Raw genomic sequence first — 25614 nt, 5'->3', positions numbered from 1 at the left:
GTGGTTTTGGCTCCCTCCCCTTCCGGGGGAGGGTGGGGGTGGGGGCACGACGGCACTGGATGAAGCACTGCGCCGAACGAACGCCGCTTGCCCCCATCCCAGCCTTCCCCCGGAAGGGGAAGGAGCAAAACGCCAGGCAGCGCGCTTGTCATGCGGCCCTCACCAAAGGCTGGGCCGGCTGCACGCGAACGCAGCGCGCTTCGCGCCCATGGTGCGTCTCGATCAGCGGCGGCATTGCCACGCTGCATTCGGGCAGCGCCAGGTCGCAACGCGGCTCGAACGCGCAGCCGGGCGGCGGCGCGAGCGGGCTCGACACCTGCCCGCGGATCGCAAAGAGCCGCTTGGGCTTGGGCTGCCCCGGCACGCGCGCCTTGCCCGGCAGACAGGCCAAGAGACCCTGCGTGTACGGATGCTCAGGCTGCGCGAACAGCGGCCGCACCGGCGCGCTCTCGACCACGCGGCCCGCATACAGCACCACCACATCGTCCGCGTGGTGCGCGACCACGCCCAGGTTGTGCGTGATGAAGAGGATGCTCATGCCCGTCTCGGCCTGCAGGCGCCGCATGAGTTCGAGGATCTGCGCCTGAATCGTCACGTCCAGCGCGGTGGTGGGCTCGTCGGCAATCAACAGCGTCGGGTCGCAGGCCATCGCCAGCGCGATCATCACGCGCTGGCGCATGCCGCCCGAGAGCTGGTGCGGGTACTCGTGGATGCGCTGCGCCGCCGCGGGAATCTCCACCAGTTCCAGCATGCGCAGCGCATGGGCCAGGGCCGACTTGCGATCGAGCCCTTTGTGCAGCCGCACGCTCTCGGCGATCTGCTCGCCGATGGTGAAGACCGGGTTCAGGCTGGTCATCGGCTCCTGGAAGATCATCGACAGCTGGTTGCCGCGGAGAGACCGCATCTCGCGCTCGCCGATCTGCAGCAGGTCCAGCGTCTTGCCTTCGCGCGTGACGAACGAAGCGCTGCCGCTGACCTGCGCGTTCGCGGTCTTGGGCAACAGGCGCATCAGCGTGAGGCTGGTGACCGACTTGCCCGAGCCCGATTCGCCGACCAGCGCAGTGGTCTTGCCCGGTTGGATGGAGAAGCTCACATCGGCCACCGAGCGGATCAGGCCGTCCTCGGTGGGGAAGCTGGTGCTCAGGTTGCTGACCGTGAGGCGTGGCGCGTGTGGCGTGTTGTTGGCGTTCGTCATCACGAGGTCTTCTTGAGCTTGGGGTCGAGCAGGTCGCGCACGCCATCACCGAGCAGTTGCAGCGAGAGCGCCGTGAAGATGATCGCCAGGCCCGGGAACAGCACCACCCAGAAGGCCTGGTGCGCGTACTGCTGGCTGCCCGCGACCATGGTGCCCCAGGTCGGGATCTCGGGCGGCACGCCGACACCGAGGAACGACAGGCCCGCCTCGGCCAGGATGGCGTAGGCAAAGATGAAGGACACCTGCACGAGGATCGGAGACATGAGGTTCGGCAGGATGTGCCGCCACAGGATGCGCGAGGTGCGAACGCCCAGCGCACGCACGGCTTCGACGAACAGCAGTTCGCGCACCACCAGCGTGGAGGCCCGCACCACCCGCGCCACGCGCGGCGTGTAGACCAGCACCAGCGCGAGCACGGTGTTCATCAGCGAAGGCCCGAGGATCGCGACCAATGCGATGGCCAGCAGGATGTCGGGGAAGGACATCATCGCGTCGACCACGCGCATGAGCGGGGTGTCCAGGCGCCGGAAGAAGCCGGCCATCAGGCCCAGCACTGTGCCGGCGATGACCGAGCCCAGCGCGGTGAGCGCCGCGATGGCCAGCGAGTAGCGCGCGCCGTGGACGATGCGCGAGTACATGTCGCGGCCCAGTTCGTCGGTGCCAAGCAGGTGCTCGGCGCTCGGCGCTTTGAGGCGGTCGAGCACTGCCGTGTCGTTGGGGTCGATGGAGGCGAACAGCGGCGCGCCGATGGCGAGCACAGCGATCACCAGCAGCACCAGCGCGGAGACCATCACGATGCGGCGGTGCATCAACTGGCGGAGCATTCTTGGCATCTGCACGGCTCAGACCTTCACGCGAGGATCGACGACGGCGTAGAGCAGGTCGATCGAGAAATTGATGAGCACGTAGATCGCGGCAATCACGAGCAGCGCACCTTGAATGACGGGATAGTCGCGTCGCAGCACCGCACTCACCACGAGGTTGCCGACGCCGGGCAGCCCGAACACCGTCTCGGTGATGACGGCGCCGCCGATCATCAGCGCGACCGTGAGGCCGATCACCGTGACGATGGGCACCAGCGCATTGCGCAGCGCATGCTTGAGCACCACCTTGCTCTCGCTGAGGCCCTTGGAGCGCGCGGTGCGCACATAGTCTTCACCGAGCACATCGAGCATCGAGGCACGCGTGAAGCGGATGATGAGCGCCGAGTTCAGAAGGCCCAGCACCGTCGCCGGCAGTACCAGCGCATGCAGCCTCTCCATGAACGGCGCATCGGGCGCGCCGTAGCCCGATACCGGGAACCACCCGAACGACACCGCAAAGATCTGGATCAGCACGATGCCCAGCCAAAAGCTCGGAATGCTCGCGCCCAGCATCGCGATGCCGGTGAAGAGCTGGTCGACCACCCGTCCTCGGAACACCGCCGAGACGATGCCGCAGGGCACGCCGATCAGGGCCGCGATGGCCACGGCCATGAGCGCGAGCAGCGTGGTGGGCTCGGCGCGCTCCCAAAGCGCCTGTGTCACCGGGCGCTGCAGGAAGATCGAGGTGCCCAGGTTGCCCTGCAGCACTTCGCGCAGCCAGTAGCCGAACTGCACGGGCAGCGGTTTGTCGAGGCCGTAGTCCTTCTGCACGCGGGCGATGTCGGCGGCCGTGGCCTGGTCGCCCAGCAGCACCGAGACCGGGTCGCCCGATGCGGCGCGCGTGAGCACGAAGACCAGCACCGCCACGATGGCCAGCACGATGAGCATGCCGCCTGCGCGGGAGGCGATGTAGCGGAGGAACAAGGGGTGCCTCCTACTTGATCTTCACATTCCAGAAGAACGGCCAGTTCGTGGGCTGGTAGTTGTCCAGCGCGGGGCTCCTGGCCGAGAGCGCGTTGAACTTGCCGACGCTGATGTAGGGCACCTCGTCGTACACCACTTGCTGCACCTTGCCCCACAGCGCGCCGCGCTTGGCCGGATCGCTCTCGGTATTGAAGGCGCTCAGCGCGGACTTCTTGGTGGGCGTGTCCCACCAACCCGGTGCGCCGTCACCGAGCTGCGGCGGCGAGAGCATCGGTTCGGGGAAGAGCCCCGAATGGGTGATGAAGATCTCCCACAAACGTGCATCGTTTCGGCGCTGGGTGAGCGTCGCCCAGTCCACCACGTTGAGGTCGACCTTGAAGCCCGCGCGCTTGAGCTGCTCGGCCATCAGCAGCGACATGTTGTAGTGGAAGTCGTACTGGCGGCTGGTGAGCACGCGGATCGGCTCGCCCTTGTAGCCGGCCTTGGCCGCGAGCTCCTTGGCCTTGGCGGCGTTGCGCTGGTTGTACTGGTCGCCGCCGGCGGTCGAGTAGAACGGCGAGCCCTTGGGGAAGTGATTGGCCTCGGCCACGAAGAAGCGCGTGTCGCCGAAACCGGCCGCGAGCATTTCGCCTTCGCCGAGCGCGGTCTGGATCGCCTGGCGCACGGCCTGATTGGCGACCACGCCCTCCTTGGTGTTGAAGACCACCAGCGGAAAGCCGAAGGACGGCGTGATGATCGGCACGGTCTTGCCACTGGCCTTCTCCAGGCGCGGCAGCGCTTCGACCGGCAGCAGGTCGGCAAAGTCGTACTGGCCCGCGAGCGCGCCTTCGACGCGCGTGCTGGCGTTGGGCACGGGCACGAAGCGCAGCTCCTCGATGGCCGCTTCGCGCTTGCCGCCGTAGCCGCTCGCGGGTTCCTTGCGTGCGGCGTACTTGTCGAAGCGCGTGAGCAGCACGAACTGGTCGGGGCGGCGCTCCTTGAACTTGTAGGGGCCAGTGCCGACGAAGTCCTTCAGCGGCGAGGCCATCGATTCCTTGGCCATGATCGCGGCCGTGCCATTGCTGGGCAACGCGAATTGAGAGAGCAGCGGCGCATAAGGCGCCTTCAGCACGATCTCCACGCCCAGCGGGCCCTTGGCCTTCAGGCTCTCGATCTCCTTGCCCACGGCCTTGCCGCGCGGCGACTGGTCCATCCAGCGCTGCAGGCTCGCCACCACATCGTCGGCATTGAGTTCGCGGCCGCTGTGCAGCATCACGCCCTTGCGCAACGTGATGGCGTAGGTCTTGCCGTCGGCCGATATCTTCGGCATGGTCTCGGCCAGCATCGGCACCACGTTCCACTTGGCGTCGAAGGTGTAGAGCGTCTCGTACACGTGCTGCATGATGGTTCCGACCAGGTCGGCCGTGGATGCCATCGGGTCGAGCGTCTGAGGCTCGGCCACCATCGCAAGCGTCGCGAAGTTGCGCGGCCCCTGGGCATGCGCCTGTTGATGCGGCAGCGCGGCGCACAGCATCGCGAAGAGAGACGCACCCAGCAGGCTGCGCTTCGACAGCCTGGGCAGGCGCCGGACAAGAGGGGCGTGGAACATGGGACGTTCTTTCATGGAGAGCGGGTTGGCAATGGATTCCCTTTTCAGGCCCGAACTCTGAAGCACAACCCATGCCAAAACATCACCATTTACCCTGAGAACCGATCTGAATATTAGAACTCTCCCTTCGAAATTCAATGCCGTTCCCGCATCGATCCGCTGCTAGATTTCGGTCGAATCTTTTCTCACCGAAAAGATGGCGTCCGATCGAATTTGCGAGGATGAAAAATGAGCATCAAGAAAGTTCTTGCGGTAGGTTCCCTGTTCTGCTGTGCCGTGCTGACGCACGCGGCGATCACCGGGGTGAACCCGCTGGACACGATCAGGAAGGCTGCCACGGGCATGGCTTCCGCGGCCGCCGGTCTCATGGCCGATCCGTTGCCGCTGCAGGGCCCCGGCTTCGGCAACCTGACCTACACGCAGGCCGAGCTGTTCAAGCCCATCTCCACGATCCATGAGGTGTCCGACGACGGCGCCGGAGCAGGCACGGGTGCCGACGTGCCGAAGATCCCCGGTGGCAAAGTGACGCACCCCACCGCCGGGTACATCAAGTACAAGTACGGCCAGAACGTGGGTCTCATGCTCAACGGCTACTTCCTCACGACGTTCGCGCCCGATGGCGGGTTAGGCCCCGGGGGCTTTCTGCTCTACGACATTTCCGATCCGCGCAACATCAAGCTCGCCAAGCGGATCTACGAACCGGACGGCCGCACCAAGGAATTCAGGGAGCCGCATGCCATCGGCATCGCCCACATCGGTGGCAAGCAGTACGTCGCCATGCCCAGTGTCTTCGGCGTGGAGCTCTGGGACTTCACCGACATCAACGACATCAAGCAGGTCAAGAAGCTGGTGCTGCCCAACGTCAACAAGGGTGACTACGGCAACGTGAGCTGGCAGCTCTGGTGGCAGGCGCCCTATCTGTATGTGGCGGCGGCGGAGCAGGGGATTTTCATCATCGATGCCAGGGACCCGGCCAACGCCGTCCTCGCGAATCGCGGCGCCGGCAAGCCCAATCCGGTGCCGACCGGCGAGCTCGGCGGCTTTCGCGTGGGCCCGATCTTCACCATGGGCAACCACATGGTGCTGACTTCGATGACGAACACCAGCGGCTTCGCCAGCCTGGACATTTCGGACCCGCTGAATCCCAAGGTGCTCGACGCCGTTGCCGGGGCCACGGCCAACTACTACGCCACCTGCTTCGACGGCAAGAAGGTCTATGGCTCCGCGCAGGAGAGCGGCGGCAAGATGTTCGGCTACGACCTTACCGATCGATCGCGCTTCGTGGCAGAAGACAACCGGCTCGTGATCAACCAGCAGCTGTATTGCGGCACGCAGGACAACTACGTTTTCCAGGGTGCGCAGAACTACATTCACAAGGTCGATGTGAGCAATCCGCTCAACCATGTCGAAGTCGGGCGCGGCGGGCTCTTCGTGGAGTCGGACCCGCATTTTTCGAGCTCCGACCATGGCCAGGTGTCGCCCTTCGGAAATCTGATCTACGTAGGCAACGACCACGGCTCGGGCAGCGGCTTCATCGTGCATGCGGTGGCCCCCGACACCACCAAGCCCGAAGTCAAGCAGGTCTCGCCCGTGAACGGCGCCAGGCAACAGGCCCTCACGTCGCGCATCGGCCTCGGCATGACGGACAGCATCCTGCCGGAGAGCGTGAACGCCAACACCTTCATCGTGCGCCCGGTGGGCGGCAACACGCTGGCGGGCACCTACAGCGTGCAGCTGGGCATCGTCAACTTCCACCCTGAGCAGCCGTTGCAGCCGGGCACGAGCTATGAGGTGTTCCTGCCGGCCAACGGCCTGAAGGACTATGCGGGCAACGCGATCGGCGCGGACTACCGCTCCACCTTCAACACCGGCAACGCCAGCGACATCAGCCTGTCGCACCACTGGCCTTTGACTGGCAGCCTCGCCGACCAGATCGGCGCCAACAACGGCACGCCCGCCACCGGCGATGCGTTCGAGAGCATCGGCCTGAACTTCGCGAACCGCACCACGGGCGTGCAGCTGAAGAACGACACCGTGGCCACCACGCTGGGCGGAACCGCATCGCTGAGCTTCTACATGAAGACCACGCAGGCGGGCGGTGCGAACTCCTGGACCGCGCCCGGCATCTTCGGACGCGACCAGTCGCCGGGCGTCGACGACGTGTTCTGGGGCTGGCTCGACAGCACCGGCAAGATCAAGCTGTCGGTGGGCGACGATGCGGGCACGCGCTCGCAGGCGTCGGTGAACGACGGCAACTGGCACCACGTGGTGCTGACACGCGACGCGGCCTCGGGCGCGCAGGCGGTGTACGTCGATGGCGTGAAGACCACCTCGACCGGCCCCACCGGCATCAAGGGCCTGACGACCAGGTTCAAGATCCTGGGCCAGATCCAGGGCAACACCGCGCTCTTCAAGGGCACGCTGGCCGAGGTGCGCGTATACGGCCGCGTGCTCGGCGACAGCGACGTGGCGGCGCTGAGAGAGCAGGCCGTGATCGGCGATCCGGGCATCGCCGGCGCACCGAAGATCGTCAACGGCCAACTGAGTTTCAACCCGGCCACGCTGGGCAGCGGCGGCGCGCAGTTCCGCTGGAGCTTCGGCGACGGCACGCAGAGCGCCTACGCCACCCAACCGGGTGTCACGCACACCTACACGCGGCCCGGCCACTACACCGTGACGCTGACGGTGAAGGCCGCGAACGGCCAGGAGACCTTCTACACCTACAACCTCACGGTGATCGCGCCCGTCACGGCGCTGGCGCCGACGCACACGACCAACATCGCGGGCGATGCGAACTCGGTGTACTCGGTCAATCCCGACAGTGGCACCGTCGCCGCCATCGATGCACAAACGTTGGCCAAGCGCTGGGAAGTGCGCGTTGGCGAGGAGCCGAAGACGCTGGCGGTCGGCCCCGACGGCCGCATCTGGGTCGCGGTGCAGGGCGAAGACAAGCTGGTGGCGCTCAATGCGGCGGACGGCAGCGTCTCGGCCACCGTGGCGCTTGCTTACGGCAGCGGTCCGTACGGCGTCGTCTTCACGCCCAATGGGGCGAAGGGCTTGCTGACGCTGGAAAGCAAGTCGGTGCTGATGAGCTTCGACCCGAGCAACGGCAGCACCACCGGCACGCTCGCCCTGGAGGGCGCGGTGCGCGGCATCGCGGTCGATGCGGGTTCGCAATCGGCCTACGTGACGCGCTTCAAGTCGAAGATGACGGGCGGCCAGCTGTACAAGGTGAACCTGCAGAGCCTCAGCGGCGCCACCACCATCGCATTGGCGGTCGACACGACCACGGTGGATACCGAGGCCGCCGCGCGCGGTGTGCCCAACTACCTGAGCCAGGTGGTGATTTCCCCCGACGGCGCGCGAGCGCTTCTGCCCTCCAAGAAGGACAACATCGTGCGCGGAACCTTCCGCGACGGCCTGCCGCTGGAGCACGACAAGACCGTGCGTTCGATCCTCTCGCAAGTGAACCTGCAGACGGCGTCGGAAGTGTTCGGCGAGCAGATCGACTTCAACGACCGCGCTCCGGCGCGCGCCGCGCTGTATTCGCCGAGCGGCGACTACATCTTCGTGGCGCAGATGGAAGGCAACAGCGTGGCCATCGTCGATGCGTACAACCGTTCGGTGCGCGGCGAGATCAACGCCAGCAGCGCGCCGCACGGCCTGTACCTCGATGCGGCGAGAAAGCGCCTCTACGTCAACAACTTCCTCGCGCGCTCGGTGTCGGTGCACGACGTGGCCTCGGTGCTGTCCTCGGAGTCCGCGGCCCCGGCATTTCTGCAGAGCGTCACCACGGTCGCGCAGGAGCCGATGGCGGCCGCTGCGTTGCGTGGCAAGCAGGTGTTCTACAACGCCTCCGACCGGCGCATGAGCATGAACAACTACATGTCATGCGCGAGCTGCCATGCGGATGCCGGCGACGACGGCATGGTGTGGGACTTCACGCAGCGCGGCGAGGGGCTGCGCCGCACGATCAGCCTGCAGGGACGCCGCGGCACCGGCCACGGCAAGCTGCACTGGACCGCCAACTTCGACGAGGTGCAGGACTTCGAGCACGACATCCGAAACGAATTCGGCGGCACCGGTTTTCTCTCGAACGCCGACTTCTCGGCCACGGGCGATCCGCTCGGCGTGCCCAAGGCGGGGAAGAACGCACAGCTGGACGATCTCGCGGCCTATCTGAACTCGTTGAACAAGTACATGCGCAGCCCCGCCCGCACGGCGGACGGCAACCTCAGCGTGGACGCCGTGCGCGGCCAGACGGTGTTCAACACCGCGCAGTGCGCGACCTGCCACACGGCCGGCACGCTGCGCGATGGACTGCGGCATGACGTGGGCACGATCCAGCTCTCGTCGGGCAAGGGCAGCAACCAGCCGCTGACCGGCGTGGGCTTCGACACGCCGACGCTCTACGGCACCTGGAGCAATCCGACGTTCTTCCACAACGGCCAGAAGGCCACGATGCAGGACGTGCTCGCGGGTGGCCACGGCAATGCATCGAGCCTGCCGGCCGCCGACTTGCTCGCGCTGGGCGAGTACGTGAAATCGCTCGACACGGCGCCGGCTTTCGACACGCGCATCCGCTCGGAGGTCAACAACCTGTGCGTAAACGTGTCGGGCGGCTCGACAGCCAGCGGCGCCACGGTGGTGCAGCGGGCCTGCGGCAACGGCGACAACGAGATATTCACCGTCAACAGCAGCGGCGGCTACAGCCAGTTTGTCGCCAAGCACAGCGGCCTGTGCCTGGCGCAGGGCAACACCAGCACCGGCGGCGGCCCCCTGGTGCAGCTCGCGTGCGCCACGGCGGGCGTGGCCACCTTGGCCACGCAGTGGAGTGTGGTCGGGGCGACGCTGCGCAACCGGGTGTCTCCCAGCGCTTGCCTCGATGTCCCCGGCTCTTCGACCACGCAGGGAACCGCGCTGTCCACCTACGCCTGCCATGGCGGCGCTAACCAGCGTTGGAGCCAGATTCCCTGAGCAGGCGGGAACGGGCACGTTCGACCTGGCCGAAAGCTCCGGGGCGCGTCCGTTCTCCTGCTTCTCTTTCTTCTCTCTTGCTCTCTCCACAAAAGGAAATCACGTGCCAGCACTTCAACTTTCCCTCCCGGGTGGCTATCGGTTCATTCCGGGCGTCCAGCAATATTCGGCTGGCGTGGCCGCCGAGCCTGGGTTTCGCATCGAGCGCGTGCGATTCGCGGAGCCCCTGCCGCTGAAACAGGGCTTTCGGCGCATCAAGGAAATCCTTGAAGAGGCCTCACGCCCGCTGGCGGCGTTTTGCGCATGCGAATTGCGGTCCCCCGCACCGTTCACGGAACAAGGCTTCGTCGAGTTCAACAACCTGTACGTAGGAACGTTGAAGGAATGGGGCCTCTTCATCGATGACCTCAACCCGGTGGCGCGAAGCAACGTGTGCCCGGCGGTGTCGCCGCCGGCGGAGCCCTCGTTCCATGCGTTCAGCTACACCGTGCCCGACGCCTCGGCGGCGGCTTCTTTCGTGGTGGCCGGCAGCGCCGAAGCACCCGAAGGCAAGGGGCACTACCGCGACCATGCGGTGGGCCTGGGCGATACCTCGCCGCCCGCCATCCTCAAAAAAGCCCAATGGGTGCTCGATGAAATGGAACGGCGCCTCGCATCGCTGGGATTCACGTGGGCGAGCACCACGGGGTCGCAGCTGTACACGGTGCACGACATCCATCCCTTCATCGCGGATGAGATCGTCAGGCGCGGTGCCGCCCGGCACGGGCTGACCTGGCACTACAACCGGCCGCCGGTGATCGACCTCGAGTACGAGATGGATTGTCGGAGCGTTCAGTTCGAGCGTGTCGCGACATGAGGGCGCGCAGCTGACAGACCGACCCTCGCCGAGACATCAAGGAACCACGAAGAATGAAACTGCTGCGCTATGGAGCTGCCGGCCAGGAGAAGCCCGCCATGCTCGATGCGGAAGGCCGCTTGCGCGACCTCTCCGCTCATGTGAACGACATCGCACACGACGTGTTGCTGCCTTCGGGTCTCGCCCGCATTGCAGCGCTGGACCCGCGGACGCTCCCGCTGGTGGAGGGCTCTCCGCGGATCGGTGCCTGCGTGGCCGGCACGGGCAAGTTCATCTGCATCGGGCTCAACTACTCGGACCACGCGGTCGAGACGGGGGCCACGGTGCCGCCCGAGCCCATCGTTTTCCTGAAGGCAACCTCGGCCATCGGAGGGCCGGACGACCCGTTGGAGATTCCCCGCGGCTCGACCAAGACCGATTGGGAGGTGGAGCTGGGCATCGTGATCGGAAAGACCGCGAAGTACATCGACGAAGCGGAGGCGATGGACCACGTGGCGGGGTATTGCCTGATCAACGACGTGTCGGAACGCGCCTTCCAGACCGAACGCCAGGGCCAATGGACCAAGGGCAAGTCGGCCGACACCTTCGGACCCGTCGGGCCGTGGCTCGTGACGCCCGATGAAGTGCCCGACCCGCAGCAGTTGGACATGTGGCTGGAGGTCAATGGCGTGCGGCGGCAGAGCGGCTCCACGGCCACCATGGTCTACGGGGTGCGCTATCTCATCGCTTATCTCTCGCAGTTCATGAGCCTGCATCCGGGGGACATCATTTCCACGGGAACCCCGCCGGGCGTGGGCATGGGATTGAAGCCGCCGGTGTACCTGAAGAGCGGCGATGTCGTCACGCTGGGCATCGACGGGATGGGGACACAGCGGCAGGTTGCGGTGCAGGGCTAAGAAAAATCCGTTTTTTTTTGGCGGCATCACCCGGGCCGCCCATGCACCCGCCCCAGGAAATCTCGCATCAACGCCACCACTTCATCCAGGTGCGTCTCCAGCAGCCAGTGCCCGCCGTCCAGCAGATGGAACTCCGCATCCGGCAGATCTCGAAGATAGGCGCGTCCCGACTTCTCCGGCATGTAGTGATCCTGCGGTCCCCAAAGAATCAACGTCGGCGGGCGGTGCTCGGCGAGGTATTTACGGTGCTGCGGGAACCAGGCGCGGTTTTCCTTCAACCCGGCGATCAGGTCGATCGCGATCTCCTTGCGCCTTGGCGTGACCAGCGACCAGTGCAGCTTCCACAGGTCCGGTGGAATGCGCCCGGCGAGCTCGGGCCTCACCGCGTTGAGAAATTCTTCCTTGAACACTTCTTCGGTGATCGCCTCGGCGAGCTTCGCGCGCATCTGCGCCCGCGGCAGCGTCCATGTGCTCTCGATCTCGGCGTACTTCGGCCCGAGCGCATCCTCGTAAGGGATATCGCCGTTCTGGATGATGAGCGCCGCCACACGCGCGGGCGCCTTGATGGCCAAGCGCGCGCCGATCGGGGAACCGAAGTCGTGCAGGTACAGGGCGAAGCGTTCGATGCCGAGCGTCTTCACGAAGCCGTCGAGGAATTCCGCATAGCCATCGAAGCTGTAGTCGAAGCCCTCCGGTGTCGCGCTGTAGCCCGCGCCGGGATAGTCGGGCGCGACCAGCCGCCAGCGGTCGGCCAGGCGCGGTATGAGGTTGCGGAACTCATACGACGAGCACGGGTAGCCGTGCGGCAGCAGGACGACCGGCGCGTCCTGCGGGCCGGCCTCGCGGTAGAAGGTCTCGACATCGCCGACCTGGATGCGGCGGTGCTGCACTTGATTGCTCATGAGCATCTCCTGTTCGCTTGCCGGGCGGACCCAGAGTCGTGTGGGCCCGGCAATCGACGGAGGCTAAGAATCCCTGCACCGTTGCTGCGGTCAGTGAGCGCCGACGCGGGCCGTAAGCCAAGGCTGAAATACATGCTCGCGCGATCCTCGTTTTCTGGGCTCGCGGGCTTGCAGGCTTGCTGCTGGCCTTCAACCCGTACCGGCGCCGGTACTGAAGACCGGCGCCGCGGCCGGTCTTCAGGACACCGGTGAAATGAACGAGATCAGCCGCCCCATGCGGGCGATGAAATTCGCCGTCGTGATGAACTGCGGCTTGTCGCGCTTCACATACGGCGCGATCTCCGGCGGCGCATCGGCCGGGTAGGGCGAGGTGTCGTAGATGTCGCCGACGTGGCGGCTGCGATAGGCCGTGCCGGTATACGGCGCCGTGGGGCCGTCGCCGCGGTATGGGTTCACGATCTCGGGCACGGGCGCGGTCCAGTAGTTGCCGTTCACCAGCGCGGCCACGATCGTCTGCGCTTCGGATTCAGGCACTGTGGGCGTCTTCAGCACCGCACCTTCGAACAGGTCGGGAAAGTCCACTTCACGCACCGCGGCGAAGTACTTCGGCAGTGCGCGGGGCGCGGTGGCCTTCAGCGGCGACTTCGCGACCATCGCATCGATCTGCGGCTGCGTCATCGCATTCAATTCGTCCAGGCGCTTTTGCAGCGCGGCGGGGTCCACCGAACGGCCCGACGAATAGTGGCTGATGGTGTTGGTGATGTCCTTGTCGAAGAAGTAGGCGCCGTTGTGGATGTTGGAGCCGTAGCGGTGCACGAAGAGCGGCTCGTTCGTGTCGAGTTCGATGAAGGTGGCCACGTTGCGTCCGGCGAGCAGCGGATTGAGCGTCGCGACGTTGGCGGGCAACTGGATCGAGGGCGACTTCAGCCAGTCGATCGCCTTCTGCAGCTGCGACAGGTACTTCTTGTCGCCGGTCAGCGTGAAGTAGCCCAGGAGCTGCTGGATGTTTGTCTGCGTGGTGTGCGTGGCCAGGGAGCGGGGCTCGTACGAGCGCGCGCCGCCGGGTTCGCCGGCGGCACGGCCGCCCGTCGTGCGGGACAGGTGCTGCAGGCTCCAGCCCGACTGCTGCGCCAGCGCCGGCGAGGTCCACTGCATCCGCTGCATGCAATCCATCGCCCGCGTGATGTTGGCCACGAGGTCGGTGCGGCCCAGCGTCATCACGCACATCGTGAGGAACTTGATGTTCTCGCCCATCACGTCGTCGTTGAAGGTCACGTGCAGCGTGTAGTCGCCGTCTTCCATGCCTGCGCGTGCGCCCGCCGGCAGTTGCGCTGGGTTGGGCAGCGGCATGGACGCGACTGCGTTGGGGTTGTGCGGAAAGCGCTGCGGCCATCCGCCGTCGGCCACGCCGAACTGGGAGCCGAACTGCGCGTCGGTGATGAATCGGATGGCGTTGTCGGTCGCGGTCCGATAGACGGGATCGTTCTTCTCCAGGTACATGCGCAGCATCAATTGCGAGGCCACGGCGGTGGTGGCGTCGTCGAAGGTCGCATTGCCGTAGTAGTGCTGGAACTCCTCGAGGCGCCAGCCGTTCTTGCCCACCGTCTCGTACCAGTCCTGCAGCGACGCCTCGCCGTTGAAGTCATGGATGTAGTTCCAGCCGCCCGAGCTGTGCTGGGCGGCGGCGACGGCCTTGGCCGTGCGGTCGGCCGCTTGATAGAAGCGCTCGTCGCCGGTCGCGTGGTAGGCGTCCAGGTAGATGTGGCCGATGGAGGAGGTTCCCGGCGGCTGCAGCCAGAGCATGGTGCGCTTGGCCTCCATTTCTCCGAACGTCTGCGTGAGGTCGGGCGAGTACGACCACACGTAGCCGCCACGGTAGGAGACGACTTCGTCCATGTAGCTCGCTGCGCGCTTGAGTGCCGCCGCGGCCGTGGCCTGCGGTGTGGGCGCCGGAGCGGGCGCGGGTGGGGGCGGCGGAACGGGGAATGGAAAGACGGGGCCGTTTCCACCTCCGCCTCCGCCACATGCCGCCAATGCGACCGGAGTCAGGACCGAAATTGCGAATTGCCTGCGTTTCATGGCTTGCCCTCTTTGGGTTGAATGTCCCGGCGCTACCGGGGCTGCAGTCATCAGTTGTCGTACAACACTGTTGTCTTTGCTGCAGCGGGCGGATTATTGAGTCAGCTCTCGGTCAGGGTCAACAGTGGGAATGCGGACGATGTCGTTGGAATCAGCAAGAGTAGTCACATAGTTGTAGGACAACGTATGAGATCGGCTGTGCGGCGCAGGCGTGTATCGAAAACGTCGCGCATGGCTGATGTCTCAGCCGCGGCCATGGGACCGCTCCGGGATCTGGTTGACTTGGCGGGCGGACGCGTTGCGCGTCAGGCCCGCTTCTTGAAGTGCATCGAGGCGCCGCTTGCGCGGGCCAGATCTTCCGCGGACTCGAGGAGCAGGGGCCCCAGCGCCAGCATGCGCTCCTCGGTCAGGCGCACCAGCGGCCCTGCGATCGTGATCACGCCGACCACCGCGCCGTTGCCGCTGCGCACCGGCGCGGCCATGGCCGTCATCGCGGGGGCGAACACCTCGCTGATCATCGAGAAGCCGCGCTTGCGCGCCGCGCGCAGAAAGGCGAGCAGCGCCTTGACCGTGGTGGGGGCTTTCGGACCGAAGTCCTCGGGCTGTCCGAAGCCTTGCCTGGCGACCAGCTGAAGCGCCTGCTCGTCCGTCATCGTCGAGAGCCACGCATGGCCGGCCGAACTGGACGAGAGGTTGACCGAGAGGCCCATGTCCGGGTCGTAGCGCAGGCCGCGCGTGGCGCCCTGCGCCTTGGCCACAAAGGTCAGTTCGTCGCCGTCGACCACCGCGAGCCGCACCAATTCGCCCGAACTGGCCGCGAGCCTGTCGAGCATTGGCTGGGCGATGTCCACGATGCCGCTGTTGCTCAGGAAGCTCAGGCCGAGCGACACGAGCTTGATCGTGAGCATGTAGTCGCCATGGCTCTGGTCCTGCCGCACATAGCCGCAACGCACCAGTTCGCTCAGCAGGCGATGGGTGGCGCTCAAGGGCATTTCCAGCTGGGCGGAGAGCGCCGACAGGGCGCGGCCTTCGGGGTGGCCGGCCAGGTGTTCAAGCACCTTGAAGCTGCGTTCGAGTATGGCGGTCATGCGGGCAACTTTAGCATTTTGCCAAGTGTTTTCACTAGTAGAAAGATTTTCCACTAGCCGATTAAGATCGCGCCGCCAGAGGTCGGGGCGCCAGTGGATCGCCCCGACACGCATCCCTTACATCGAAGCTGGAGATCCAATCTTGAGAACGCTTTACCGCTCGCTGGCCACCGCAGGCCTCGCCCTTGCACTGGTCGTTCCCGCTCTCGCGCAGGCGCAGCAGGATCGCGTGATCCGCTTCGGCCACCTGAACAACGCCGACCACCCCGTGAGCTTCGGCGTCAAGCGATTCGCCGAACTGCTCGCTGCCAAGAGCGGCGGCAAGATGAAGGTCCAGGAGTTCCCCGCCTCCCAGCTGGGCAACGAGATGCAGCAGCAGTCGGCCCTGCAGGGCGGCGTGCAGCAGATGTCGGCACCGGCCACCACTTCGCTCGCAGGCATCGTCAAGGAGTTCGGCCTTGTCGACTTCCCCTTCTCGGTGAACTCCTTCGCACAGGCTGATGCATTGCTCGATGGGCCACTGGGACAAGCGCTGATCGCCAAGCTCCCCGAGAAGGGTCTCGTTGCTCTCGGCTACTGGGACCTGGGCTTTCGCAACGTCACCAACAGCAAGCGCCCCATCACCAAGCCCGAAGACCTCGAAGGCCTGAAGATCCGCGTGATTCCGAACCCCGTATTCCTGGAGACCTTCAAGGCCTTCAAGGCGAACCCGGTGCCGATGCCTTTTGCAGAGCTGTACGGCGCGCTCGAAGCGAAGGCGGTCGATGGTCAAGAAAATCCCTACGCCGTGATCCTCTCGAACAAGTTCTACGAAGTGCAGAAGTTCGTCAGCGCCACGAACCATGTCTACGCCGCCAACATCGTGCTGGTGAGCAAGAAGTTCTGGGACTCGCTCACGCCGGCCGAGCAGAAGATGATGAACGACGCGGCCAATGAGGCGCGTGGATATCAAAGGCAAGTCAGCCGCGCCGCTGCGCAGAAGGCCGTGGGCGACCTGCAGGCCAAGGGCGCCCAGTTCAACGAACTCACCCCCGCCGAGCAGGCCCGCATGCGAACCATCGCCAAGCCCGTCATCGACAAGTTCGCCGCACAGTACGACCCCGCCATCGTCAAGCTCTACAACGACGAGCTCGCACGCATCCGCAAGGAATGACCGTCCGGCACTTCGCGCTCGCCGCGAACGACGCCCCGGGCTGAACGCGGCTCCGGTCCGCCGGCAACCCTCATCACCGCTGCTCCTGCCGGCCGCCGCCGAGCAGCAAATCCGTCTCGGGAAAAAACATCCCCGTGCGGCCCGCTTTCGACCAAAAAAGGAGACTCCCTTGAAATATTCCAGATCATTTCTCTTCGGACTTGCATCGACCGCGGCGCTCGCGCTGGCGGTGACCGCCTGCGGTGGCGGCAGCGACGGCGGTCCGTCGTTCGCGGGCTTTCCGATCCAGCCGGTGGCGCCGGCCGCGCCCAACCAGCCGACGACGCCGACCGACGAAGTACCGGTGCCGCCGACCGACCCCGTGGCCGAGGCGGACGACAGCTTCGACACCTACTACAACGTGTGCCGTGGCACCAACCCCAAGTGCTACAACAACTGGGGCGCGTTCGACACGACGCCCAATCGCGTGCTGGTCTATTCGCGCACCGCGGGTCCGCGCCATGCCGTGCTCGGCACGCCGATGGGCGCGGGCCTGAATCCGACGATGAACCCGGACAACATCATGCAAGCCGGCCTGGTCCGCATGCTGTCGGCCGAAGGCATCACGGTCGACTGGACGGAAGACGTCGCGGTGCTCGGCAGCCGCATCAACAACTACAAGGCGATCATCTTCGCGAGCTCGAACCGCGACACCTTGTGGAACGGCGCGGTCACGACGAGCCAGGATGCGGCGCGCACCGCGCTGCGCAACTACATGCGCCGCGGCGGCGGCTTCGTCGGCCTGCACAACGCCTTCGGCGCCGAATACAACTGGCCGTACTACGAAGGCCTGCTGGGCAACGCGAACTTCTACAACCACGGCCCGAACCGCGCGGGCGATGTCGAGATCGTCTCGGACGACTCCTCCACGAAGGACGTGCCCAAGCGCTTCTCCTTCCAGGACGAGTGGTACAACCTCACGCCCTTCCCGACGAAGGTGAAGTTCCTCGCCAAGGTCGACACTTCCACACTGAAGCCGTTGACCTCGGCGCCGCACCCCGGCCACGCCGACTTCCATCCGGTCGCCTGGTGCCAGTACTACGACGGCGGCCGCGCATGGCTCACCACCCTTGGCCACAACGCGCACTCGTTCACTGCCGACCTCTCTGGCGTCGGCGCCATCGAGTTCCAGAAGCTGGTCGTGCAGGGCGTCAAGTCGGCGATGGGCCTCACGCCTTTCTGCACCGATTAACGGCGTTCCAACCTTCAACGCGTAGAGGCAATCCATGAAACCAAAGTCATTGGTCACGCTGCTCATTTCCTGCGGCGTGCTCGCATCGCCGCTGCTGATCACCGCGTGCGGCGGCTCATCGGGCGGCGGTACGCCCGCCTTCCCGGTGGTGCCGGCACCGCCCGCGCCGCCGCCCCCCGGCCCCGGCGCGCCACCGCCGCCACCGCCCGCGCCCGCAACGCCCTCGGCGAACCTGTCGGACTGCTGCACCGCGGGCGACAAGGACTTCCCCAAGGTCGGCGGCAACCTGGGCAACCAGAACTACTCCAGCCTCGCCAAGATCGACAAGGGCCAAGTCGCCAAGCTCGGCGGCGCGTGGGTCAACCAGATCGAAGGCGGCATGGCCACCGGCAACAACCAGAGCACGACGGTTGTGGTCGACGGCACGATCTACATCGAGTCCGCTATCGGCAACGTGATCGCGGTGGACGGCAAGACCGGCCTCACGAAATGGAAGTGGACAACGCCCTACGGCTCGATCACGCGCCGCGGCGTGGCGGTCGCGAAGGACCTGGGCCTGGTCTTCACCGTGGCGACCGGCAACCGCCTCGTGGCGTTGCGCACCGACACCGGCGCCATCGCCTGGATCAAGCAGTACCCCAGCAGCGCCACCGACCCCGACTACCAGGGCGCGCTGCAGAAGGTGGCGCTGGTCTATCACGACAAGCGACTCTTCCTCGGCACCAACGACGGCAACCGCGGCGCCGCGTTCTCGGCCGATGCGCTCACCGGCAAGGTGCTGACTTCGTTCTGGGGCGTGCCGCGCGCCGGTGAGATCGGCTACGACACCTGGGGCGGCGCGGCCGAGTCGGACCGTGCGGGCGCCACGCCGTGGATCCACCCCGCGGTGGACCCGGAGCTCGGCCTCATCTACTGGACCTTCGGCAACGTGCGCGGCGGCTCGTCGCAGAACGGTTCCGCGCGTCCGGGCCTGAACCTGTTCGCCAATTCCATCGTCGCGCTCGACATCAAGACCGGCGAATACAAGTGGCACTTCCAGTCGGTGCACCACGACATCTGGGACATGGACAACGTGATGTCGCCCGTGCTCGCGGACGTGAAGATCGATGGCAAGGACCGCAAGGTCGTCATCTACGGCAGCAAGACCGGCATGTACTACATCCTCGATCGCAGGGACGGCAGCGCGCCGCTCGGCATCGACGAAGTGCCGGTGAAGCAGGACGCTCGCCAGGCGAGCTGGCCCACGCAGCCGCTGCCGCGCCAGGGCGCATGGACCGAGACCTGCATCGTCGACCAGCCGCTGGGCACCGCCATCCCCGGCGACCCGAACCGCGCCGTGCCCAACTACGTGAAGGGCTGCTTGTACGACGCGCACTGGGACGTGCCGATCCTCTCCATCCCCGGACACGGCGGCGGAGCGAACTGGAACCACCAGGCTTTCAGCCAGCGCACCGGCCTTGTCTACACGGGCATGGGCTACGTGTCGGCCGCGCACTCGCTCACCGAGTCGAGCAACGGCCTGCGGCCGCCGGGTACCTACATGACGGGCGCGGTGGTGGCGGTCGATCCGAGCACCAATCTCGTGAAGTGGAAGAAGCAGATGCCGTACTCGCTCGCGCACGGCAACGGCATCCTGGCCACCGCATCGAACCTGCTCTTCATCGGCCAGCCCGACGGCAACCTGCTCGCGATGGACGCCAACGACGGCAGCGAGCTGTGGCGCTTTCAGACCGGCGCTGCCATCAGCGCGAGCCCGATCGCCTACGAGATCGACGGCGAGCAGTACGTCGCGGTGTACTCGGGCGGCACGAGCATTCCGTACGGCGACTCGGCACCGCGCGGCGACCGCTTGTGGGCCTTCAAGGTCGGCGGCACGGTGATGCCGCCCGCAACGCCGACGCCACCGGTCGTGCGCCGGCCGGTGTCCGGTTCGGCGGTCGAGGGCGCCGCGCTGCCGACGCCCAACACCGTGTTCCTCGCGCGCGTGCAAACGCCGGCGAACGAACCCGGTGCCACGGAGTCGACCGCGGTGAATGCGATGACGCCGACCTTCATGCGCGTGCCGGCCAACACCACGGTGACCTTCACCAATCCCGCGGCCAATGCCAACACGCACTGCGCGACGCAGTTCTTCGAAGGGCGGTTCAACTTCCGCCTGGCACCGGGCCAATCGGCGACCCACACCTTCGATGCGCCCGGCGAGTACTTCTACAACGACTGCCATAGCCCGCGTCCTACGGGCAAGATCGTCGTATATTGATACGGTCCCTCAATCCCCCAACCCTGAAGGAGCAATGCGATGAAATGGTGCAAGCCTGAGTTCGAAGAAATGCGTTTCGGCTTCGAGATCACGATGTACATCTCCGCTCGCTGAGAGCGGACCACAACGGCACCGGCTTCCACCGGTGCCGTTTTTTTTGGGGCGTATGAAGATATTGGTTCTAGGTTCGGGGGCGGGCGGTGGCTTCCCGCAATGGAATTGCAATTGCCGCCTGTGTGCGGGCCAGCGAACCGGCCAGGTGCGGGCGAGCCCTCGCACCCAAAGCTCCATCGCGGTGTCCGCCAATGGCGACGACTGGGTGCTGCTCAATGCATCGCCCGACATCGGCGCGCAGTTGCGTGCGTCGAAGGCGCTGCACCCACGCCACGGCGTGCGCCACTCGCCGATCCAGGCGGTGGTGCTGATGGACTCGCAGATCGATCACGTCGCAGGCCTCTTGAGCCTGCGCGAAGGACAGCGGCTGCAGCTCTATTGCACGCCCGAGTCGTACGAAGACCTCACCGGCAGCCTGCCGCTCTTGAAGGCGCTCGACAAATACTGCGGCGTGACGTGGCACCCGATGCCGCTCGAGCCCGGTGGCGGCGCGTGGCACGAGATCGCCGGCCTGCGCCTGCAAGCGGTGCCCGTGCCCGGCAAGGCGCCGCCGTATTCGCCGCGCCGCCAGACCGAGGCGCGCAGCGACAACGCCGCGGTGCTCATCGAAGACCCGGCCACCGGCAAGCGCATGCTCTACGCACCGGGCCTTGCGCAAGTCGGCGATGCCGAGCGCAAGAGCCTCGACGCCTGCGATTGCGTGCTGGTCGACGGCACCTTCTGGACCGAAGACGAAATGCTCACCGCGGGCTTGGGCACCAAGCGCGCGGCCGACATGGGCCACCTGCCGCAATGCGACGGACCGCACGGCCCCGGCATGCTGAAGGCGCTCGACGCCTGCGCTGCAAAACGCAAGGTGCTCATCCACATCAACAACAGCAATCCCATCCTCGACGAAGACGGTGCGGAGCGTGCGGAACTCGTGCGACGCGGCATCGAGGTCGCGTTCGACGGCATGGAACTGGAGATCTGAACAAGTGACGCAGCAACAGCACAAGGACGCGTGGTCTCCGCAGCATTTCGAAGCGAACCTGCGCGCCATGGAGTCGCGCTACCACAGCCATCACCCGTTCAACCGTCGACTCAACGCGGGCGAACTGCAGCCGTTCCAGGTGCGCGGCTGGGTGGCGAACCGCTTCTATTACCAATGCCGCATTCCGGTGAAGGACGCAGCGATCCTCTCCAACTGCGACGACCGCGCGACGCGCCGGCGCTGGGTCGTGCGCATGCTCGACCACGACGGGCATGACGGCCACGAAGGCGCCAACGCGGGCGGCATCGAGATCTGGACGCGCCTGGGCATCGCCACCGGCCTCGAGCGCGAGACGCTCGAATCGCACGCGCTGGTGTTGCCCGGCGTGCGTTTCGCGGTCGATGCGTACGTCAACTTCGCGCGCACTGCGCCGTGGCAGGAGGCCGTGATCTCCTCGCTCACCGAGATGTTCGCGCCGCGCATCCACAAGGACCGGCTCGCGGGCTGGCCCACGCACTATCCGTGGATCGACACCTCGGGCCTCGACTACTTCCGCAGCCGCATCCCGCTGGCCGACCGCGATGTGGAGCACGGCCTCGAAGTCGCGATGCAGTGGTGCACCACGCGCGAGCGGCAGGAGCGTGCCCTGCAGATCCTGGGCTTCAAGCTCGACATCCTCTGGGCCATGCTCGATGCCATCGAGCGGGCCTACCCCGACGATCTTGCGAAAGAACAGCAGCCATGACCACGCAATGGACCGACAGCGCAGAGCCGTCGATCGGCACGATGTACCGGCTGCAATGGGAAGACGCGCAGCAATGCCATGTGCTGCTGTTCCCCGAAGGCATGATCAAGCTCAACGGGCCGGCCGCCGAAATCCTGAAACGCTGCGACGGAAAAACCTCCGTGGCCGCCCTAGTCGCCGACCTGGAGACCACCTTCGGCGAAGCCGACCTGCGGGCCGACGTGATCGAGTTCCTGGAGCAGGCCCATGGACGCCACTGGATCCGCTGACACCCAGCGCGGCAGCGTCGCCGCGAAGCCCCCGCTGTGGCTGCTCGCCGAGCTGACGTACCGCTGTCCGCTGCATTGCGCCTTCTGCTCGAACCCGGTGGACTACACCCGCTACGACAGCGAGCTCACGACAGACGAATGGATTCGCGTGTTCCGCGAAGCGCGCGCGATGGGCGCGGTGCAACTGGGCTTCTCGGGCGGCGAGCCGCTGGTGCGCGATGACCTCACGGAGCTTGTCGCGGCGGCGCACGACCTGGGCTTCTATACCAACCTCATCACCTCGGGCGTGGGCCTCACGCCGCAGCGCGCGGAGGCATTGAAGAAGGCGGGGCTCGACCACATCCAGCTCTCGTTCCAGGACTCGAGCCGCGAGCTCAACGACTTTCTCAGTTCGACCAAGACCTTCGATCTCAAGCAGCGCGTGGCGCGCACGATCAAGGACCTTGGCTACCCCATGGTGCTGAACTGCGTGATGCACCGCTACAACCTGCCGCACGTGGGCCGCATCATCGAGATGGCCGAGTCGATGGAAGCCGACTTCCTGGAACTGGCCAACGTGCAGTACTACGGCTGGGCGTGGCGCAACCGCGAGATGCTGATGCCCACGCGCGCGGCGCTGGCCACCGCCGAGGCGGTGGTCGATGAACACCGGCCGCGCCTGGACGGGCGCATGAAGATTCTCTGGGTCGTGCCCGACTACGCCGAGGGCAAGCCCAAGCCCTGCATGGCCGGCTGGGCCAGCGTGTTCCTCGTGGTCGCGCCCGATGGCGTGGCCTTGCCGTGCCACAGCGCGCGCATGCTGCCGGGGCTCGACTTCCCGAGCGTGCGCGAGCACTCCATCCGCGAGATCTGGCAGGAGAGCCCGGCGTTCGGCGCGTACCGCGGCACCGGCTGGATGAGCAGCACCTGCCAGAGCTGCGAGGACAAGGAGAAGGACCACGGCGGCTGCCGCTGCCAGGCGTTTTTGCTCACCGGCGATGCGGCCGCGACGGACCCGGTGTGCCCGAAGAGTCCGCAGCATGCGGAGGTCGAGGCGATGGTCGCTGCGGCCTCGGACCCGCGCGATGCCGGCACGCCGATCCGCTTCGTGCCGGGCGCGCGGCGAGCGGGTGAACTCGTCTTCCGCACCGACGCCAATGCGCGCGGCTGAGCCGGCTCGCGCATGACGATCGTCCATCGCCTGCCGTTGAGCGGCGGGCATGTCATGCATGTCGAGGAGCATGGCAATCCGGAGGGACTGCCCGCACTGGTGCTCCACGGCGGGCCCGGCTCCGGCGGCTCGCCGCTTCTGCGCAGCGGCTTCGATCCCACGCGCTACCGCATCATCTGCCCCGACCAGCGCGGCGCGGGCCGGAGCACGCCCACGGGTTCGATCGTGCACAACACGCTTGCCGATCTGCTCGACGACCTGCGGCTGCTTCGCGAACATCTGCATGTCGACCGATGGCTGGTGGTCGGCGGATCGTGGGGCGCGACGCTGGCGCTCCTGCATGCGCTGGACCAGCCTTCCGCCGTTGCAGGGCTCCTGCTGCGCAACACGTTTCTCGCCCGCACTTCGGACATCCACGATTTCTTTGCCGAGGCCGCGCGGCGCGGCGACCCCGAATGGCGCGTGCTGTGGAACGAGGCGCGGCGACGGCAATGCCCGGTCGCGACGGTGCTCGCGGACATCTTCGCGCACGGAACCTGGGAGGCGCAACGGCATGCGACGCTGTATTGGTTCGCGTGGGAGCAGCGCCTTTCGGGCGGCACGGCCGCAACGCCCGACGACGCCGTGTTGCAGCGGCTGGTGCCGCGCTACCGCGTGCTGAGCCACTACCTGCACCACGGTTGCTGGCTCCGCGCGCCCACGCTGCTCGCGCGATGCGCCGCGCTGCCCGCGGTCCCCACGCTCATCGTGCACGGAACGCGCGATGCCATGTGCCCGCCGCAAGGCGCACAGGCACTCGCGCGGGTCTTGCACGGGCGGGCCATCCTGCAATGGGCACAAGGCGCGGGGCACGACCCCACGCACCCCGCGCTTGCCGCCGCGATGAAGCAGGCGCTCTGCAACTACGCGAACACGCAGACCTTCAGCGCAAACGCTCCTTGAGCGGATCGCCAATCAGCGTCACGCGGCCGTCCTTGCGGCGCGTCCACAGTCGCTCGTTGCCATGGCCGTCGTCGGCGACGAAGAGAACTGCATCGCCCAGCGCGCGAAAGCCCAGCGGCATCGCGTTGCGCGCACCGGCCGCGACATCGGCGACCGCGCGCGTGCCGGCCGTGGTGCCGTCGCTCGTCCACGGCTCGACACCCGTCGTGCCGCCGCCGTTCGCGGAGAACCACAGCGTCGAGCCGATCACCGCGAAGCGCGCGGGCGATCCGCTCTCGGCGCCCGGTGCAATGTCCTTCACCAGCGCGGTGCCCTTGGCGGTGCCATCGCTGCGCCACAGCTCCGCGCCGGAGGCACCGTCGGTCGCGGCGAAGTAGACGCGTCCGCCCATCGCTGCGAACGGGCTCGAGATCGAACCGCCCGTGCCTGCACGGATGTCCTTCACCAGCGTCGTGCCGGCTTCGGTGCCGTCGCTCTTCCAGAGCTCGGTGCCATGCACGCCGTCGTCGGCCGCGAAGTACAGCGTGCGGCCGATCGCGACCAGGTGCGAAGGCCGCGAGGGCGACGTTCCCGGCCGGATGTCCTTCACCATGCGCGTGCCGCTTTCGCTGCCGTCGCTCTTCCACAGCTCGATGCCGTGCTCGCCATCGTGCGCGGTGAAGTAGATGTCGTCGCCGACGGCGGTCAGCGCCTGGATGCCGGCATCCTCGGCGCCCGGACGAACGTCCTTCACCAGCCGCGTGCTCTCGAGCGTGCCTTCGGTCACCCAGAGTTCGTGGCCGTGCTCGCGCGTGGTCGCGGTGAAGAAGAGGCGCTTGCCCGCCACGGTGAGCTGCCGCGTCACCGCACGCGGACCCGCATCGATCGCCGACACGCGCGTCGTCGTCTCCGCGGTGCCCGATGTCTTCCACACCTGGAACCCCGTCTTGCCGTCGTCGGCCACGAAGTACAGCGCATCGCGAAACACGGTCAGCTCGCTCGGCATTGCACCTTCTTCGCCGGGCCGCAGGGCGATCACGCGCGTGGTGCCCGCGGCCGTGCCGTCGGTGCGCCAGAGTTCGAGGCCGCTCTCGCCATCGGTGGCGGTGGTGTAGACGTGGCCCTTGAACACCGTCTGCCCCGCAGGGAAGGAACCGCGGAAGCCCGGACGGATGTCTTTCAGCATGCGCGTGCCCGCGCTGGTGCCGTCCGTGATCCACAGCTCCTGGCCCGACGCGATGTGGAAGGCGCTGAAGAGCATCTTCCCGTGGAGCGATGCCAGCCCCGTGGGCGAGACGAAGGCCAGCGCCTGCCGCTGCTCGGGCAGCACCTCGCGCTCGGGGTCCTGCGCAACGGCGGGCAGTTGCACCGACAGCGCGAGGGCTGCCAGCCACGCGGGCCGCATGGCGGAGAGAAAAGCGCCGCGCATC

The 25614-nt window shown here is 66.5% G+C and carries 20 protein-coding genes; 12 read left to right on the top strand and 8 right to left on the bottom strand.

Annotation, left to right across the window (positions count from 1 at the left end):
• Positions 1-148 precede the first annotated feature (148 nt).
• The 4 genes from QFZ83_RS25055 to QFZ83_RS25040 are packed head-to-tail and all read right to left on the bottom strand — an operon-like array spanning position 149 to position 4585.
• Complete coding sequence (locus QFZ83_RS25055) at positions 149-1195, bottom strand: ABC transporter ATP-binding protein (RefSeq protein ID WP_307510931.1); 1047 nt, start codon at positions 1193-1195, stop codon at positions 149-151.
• A complete protein-coding gene (locus QFZ83_RS25050; protein WP_307510929.1) occupies positions 1195-2034 on the bottom strand; it encodes an ABC transporter permease in 840 nt (279 codons plus the stop codon). Before QFZ83_RS25050 ends, QFZ83_RS25055 begins: the two co-directional genes overlap by 1 nt.
• Before the next feature lie 3 nt (positions 2035-2037).
• Entirely contained in the window at positions 2038-2982 is a 945-nt protein-coding gene (locus QFZ83_RS25045) for an ABC transporter permease (protein ID WP_307510927.1), read from the bottom strand.
• 10 nt (positions 2983-2992) lie between these two features.
• Positions 2993-4585, bottom strand: coding sequence for an ABC transporter substrate-binding protein (locus QFZ83_RS25040; protein WP_307510925.1), 1593 nt, complete (start codon positions 4583-4585; stop codon positions 2993-2995).
• Positions 4586-4798: 213 nt separating this feature from the next.
• On the opposite strand from QFZ83_RS25040, the gene QFZ83_RS25035 reads away from it, so the two are divergent.
• Genes QFZ83_RS25035 through QFZ83_RS25025 form a run of 3 tightly spaced genes read left to right on the top strand, consistent with a single transcriptional unit; the run spans position 4799 to position 11299 of the window.
• Positions 4799-9547, top strand: coding sequence for an RICIN domain-containing protein (locus QFZ83_RS25035; protein WP_307510924.1), 4749 nt, complete (start codon positions 4799-4801; stop codon positions 9545-9547).
• Complete coding sequence (locus tag QFZ83_RS25030) at positions 9510-10403, top strand: hypothetical protein (RefSeq protein ID WP_307510923.1); 894 nt, start codon at positions 9510-9512, stop codon at positions 10401-10403. The genes QFZ83_RS25035 and QFZ83_RS25030 overlap by 38 nt, the downstream gene beginning before the upstream one ends.
• Before the next feature lie 53 nt (positions 10404-10456).
• On the top strand, positions 10457-11299 hold the full coding sequence (locus tag QFZ83_RS25025) for a fumarylacetoacetate hydrolase family protein (RefSeq protein ID WP_307510921.1): 843 nt from the start codon (positions 10457-10459) through the stop codon (positions 11297-11299).
• A gap of 26 nt (positions 11300-11325) precedes the next feature.
• Here QFZ83_RS25025 and QFZ83_RS25020 read toward each other — a convergent pair whose 3' ends face one another.
• From QFZ83_RS25020 to QFZ83_RS25010, 3 genes are all read right to left on the bottom strand, one after another.
• The gene (locus tag QFZ83_RS25020) at positions 11326-12201 is read right to left on the bottom strand and encodes an alpha/beta fold hydrolase (RefSeq protein ID WP_307510919.1); all 876 of its coding nucleotides are present in this window, start codon (positions 12199-12201) and stop codon (positions 11326-11328) included.
• Positions 12202-12438: 237 nt separating this feature from the next.
• Positions 12439-14097, bottom strand: a complete 1659-nt coding sequence (locus tag QFZ83_RS25015; protein WP_307510917.1) for a pectate lyase — start codon at positions 14095-14097, stop codon at positions 12439-12441.
• A gap of 488 nt (positions 14098-14585) precedes the next feature.
• Positions 14586-15368 carry an IclR family transcriptional regulator gene (locus QFZ83_RS25010; protein ID WP_307510916.1) on the bottom strand — a complete coding sequence of 261 codons (783 nt, stop codon included), beginning with the start codon at positions 15366-15368 and terminating at the stop codon, positions 14586-14588.
• Positions 15369-15510: 142 nt separating this feature from the next.
• Between QFZ83_RS25010 and QFZ83_RS25005 the strand changes: the two genes are divergently transcribed.
• From QFZ83_RS25005 to QFZ83_RS24970, 9 genes are all read left to right on the top strand, one after another.
• Positions 15511-16521: a TRAP transporter substrate-binding protein gene (locus tag QFZ83_RS25005; RefSeq protein ID WP_307510913.1), complete on the top strand. Its 1011-nt coding sequence runs from the start codon at positions 15511-15513 to the stop codon at positions 16519-16521.
• Between the two features lie 169 nt (positions 16522-16690).
• Positions 16691-17752 (top strand): ThuA domain-containing protein, encoded by a 1062-nt coding sequence (locus QFZ83_RS25000; RefSeq protein ID WP_307510911.1) that lies wholly within the window; start codon positions 16691-16693, stop codon positions 17750-17752.
• 34 nt (positions 17753-17786) lie between these two features.
• Complete coding sequence (locus QFZ83_RS24995; protein WP_307510909.1) at positions 17787-20012, top strand: PQQ-binding-like beta-propeller repeat protein; 2226 nt, start codon at positions 17787-17789, stop codon at positions 20010-20012.
• Positions 20013-20051: 39 nt separating this feature from the next.
• Complete coding sequence (gene pqqA / locus QFZ83_RS32790) at positions 20052-20126, top strand: pyrroloquinoline quinone precursor peptide PqqA (protein WP_013539171.1); 75 nt, start codon at positions 20052-20054, stop codon at positions 20124-20126.
• Positions 20127-20178: 52 nt separating this feature from the next.
• Complete coding sequence (gene pqqB, locus QFZ83_RS24990) at positions 20179-21099, top strand: pyrroloquinoline quinone biosynthesis protein PqqB (protein WP_307510907.1); 921 nt, start codon at positions 20179-20181, stop codon at positions 21097-21099.
• A 4-nt stretch (positions 21100-21103) separates the two neighbouring features.
• Positions 21104-21844: a pyrroloquinoline-quinone synthase PqqC gene (pqqC, locus tag QFZ83_RS24985; protein ID WP_307510906.1), complete on the top strand. Its 741-nt coding sequence runs from the start codon at positions 21104-21106 to the stop codon at positions 21842-21844.
• Positions 21841-22113, top strand: coding sequence for a pyrroloquinoline quinone biosynthesis peptide chaperone PqqD (gene pqqD / locus QFZ83_RS24980; RefSeq protein WP_307510904.1), 273 nt, complete (start codon positions 21841-21843; stop codon positions 22111-22113). The genes pqqC and pqqD overlap by 4 nt, the downstream gene beginning before the upstream one ends.
• Positions 22091-23263, top strand: a complete 1173-nt coding sequence (gene pqqE, locus QFZ83_RS24975; RefSeq protein ID WP_307510902.1) for a pyrroloquinoline quinone biosynthesis protein PqqE — start codon at positions 22091-22093, stop codon at positions 23261-23263. The genes pqqD and pqqE overlap by 23 nt, the downstream gene beginning before the upstream one ends.
• Before the next feature lie 12 nt (positions 23264-23275).
• The gene (locus tag QFZ83_RS24970) at positions 23276-24205 is read left to right on the top strand and encodes an alpha/beta fold hydrolase (RefSeq protein WP_307510900.1); all 930 of its coding nucleotides are present in this window, start codon (positions 23276-23278) and stop codon (positions 24203-24205) included.
• On the opposite strand, the gene QFZ83_RS24965 is transcribed toward QFZ83_RS24970, so the two are convergent.
• Entirely contained in the window at positions 24186-25613 is a 1428-nt protein-coding gene (locus tag QFZ83_RS24965; RefSeq protein WP_307510898.1) for an ELWxxDGT repeat protein, read from the bottom strand. The genes QFZ83_RS24970 and QFZ83_RS24965 overlap by 20 nt on opposite strands.
• Position 25614 lies beyond the last annotated feature (1 nt).

This window comes from Variovorax sp. W1I1, from assembly GCF_030815625.1.
Classification (GTDB): Bacteria; Pseudomonadota; Gammaproteobacteria; order Burkholderiales; family Burkholderiaceae_C; genus Variovorax; species Variovorax paradoxus_C.
The sequence above is the reverse complement of the archived record's forward strand: the minus strand, read 5'-3'. Positions and strand labels throughout refer to the sequence as shown.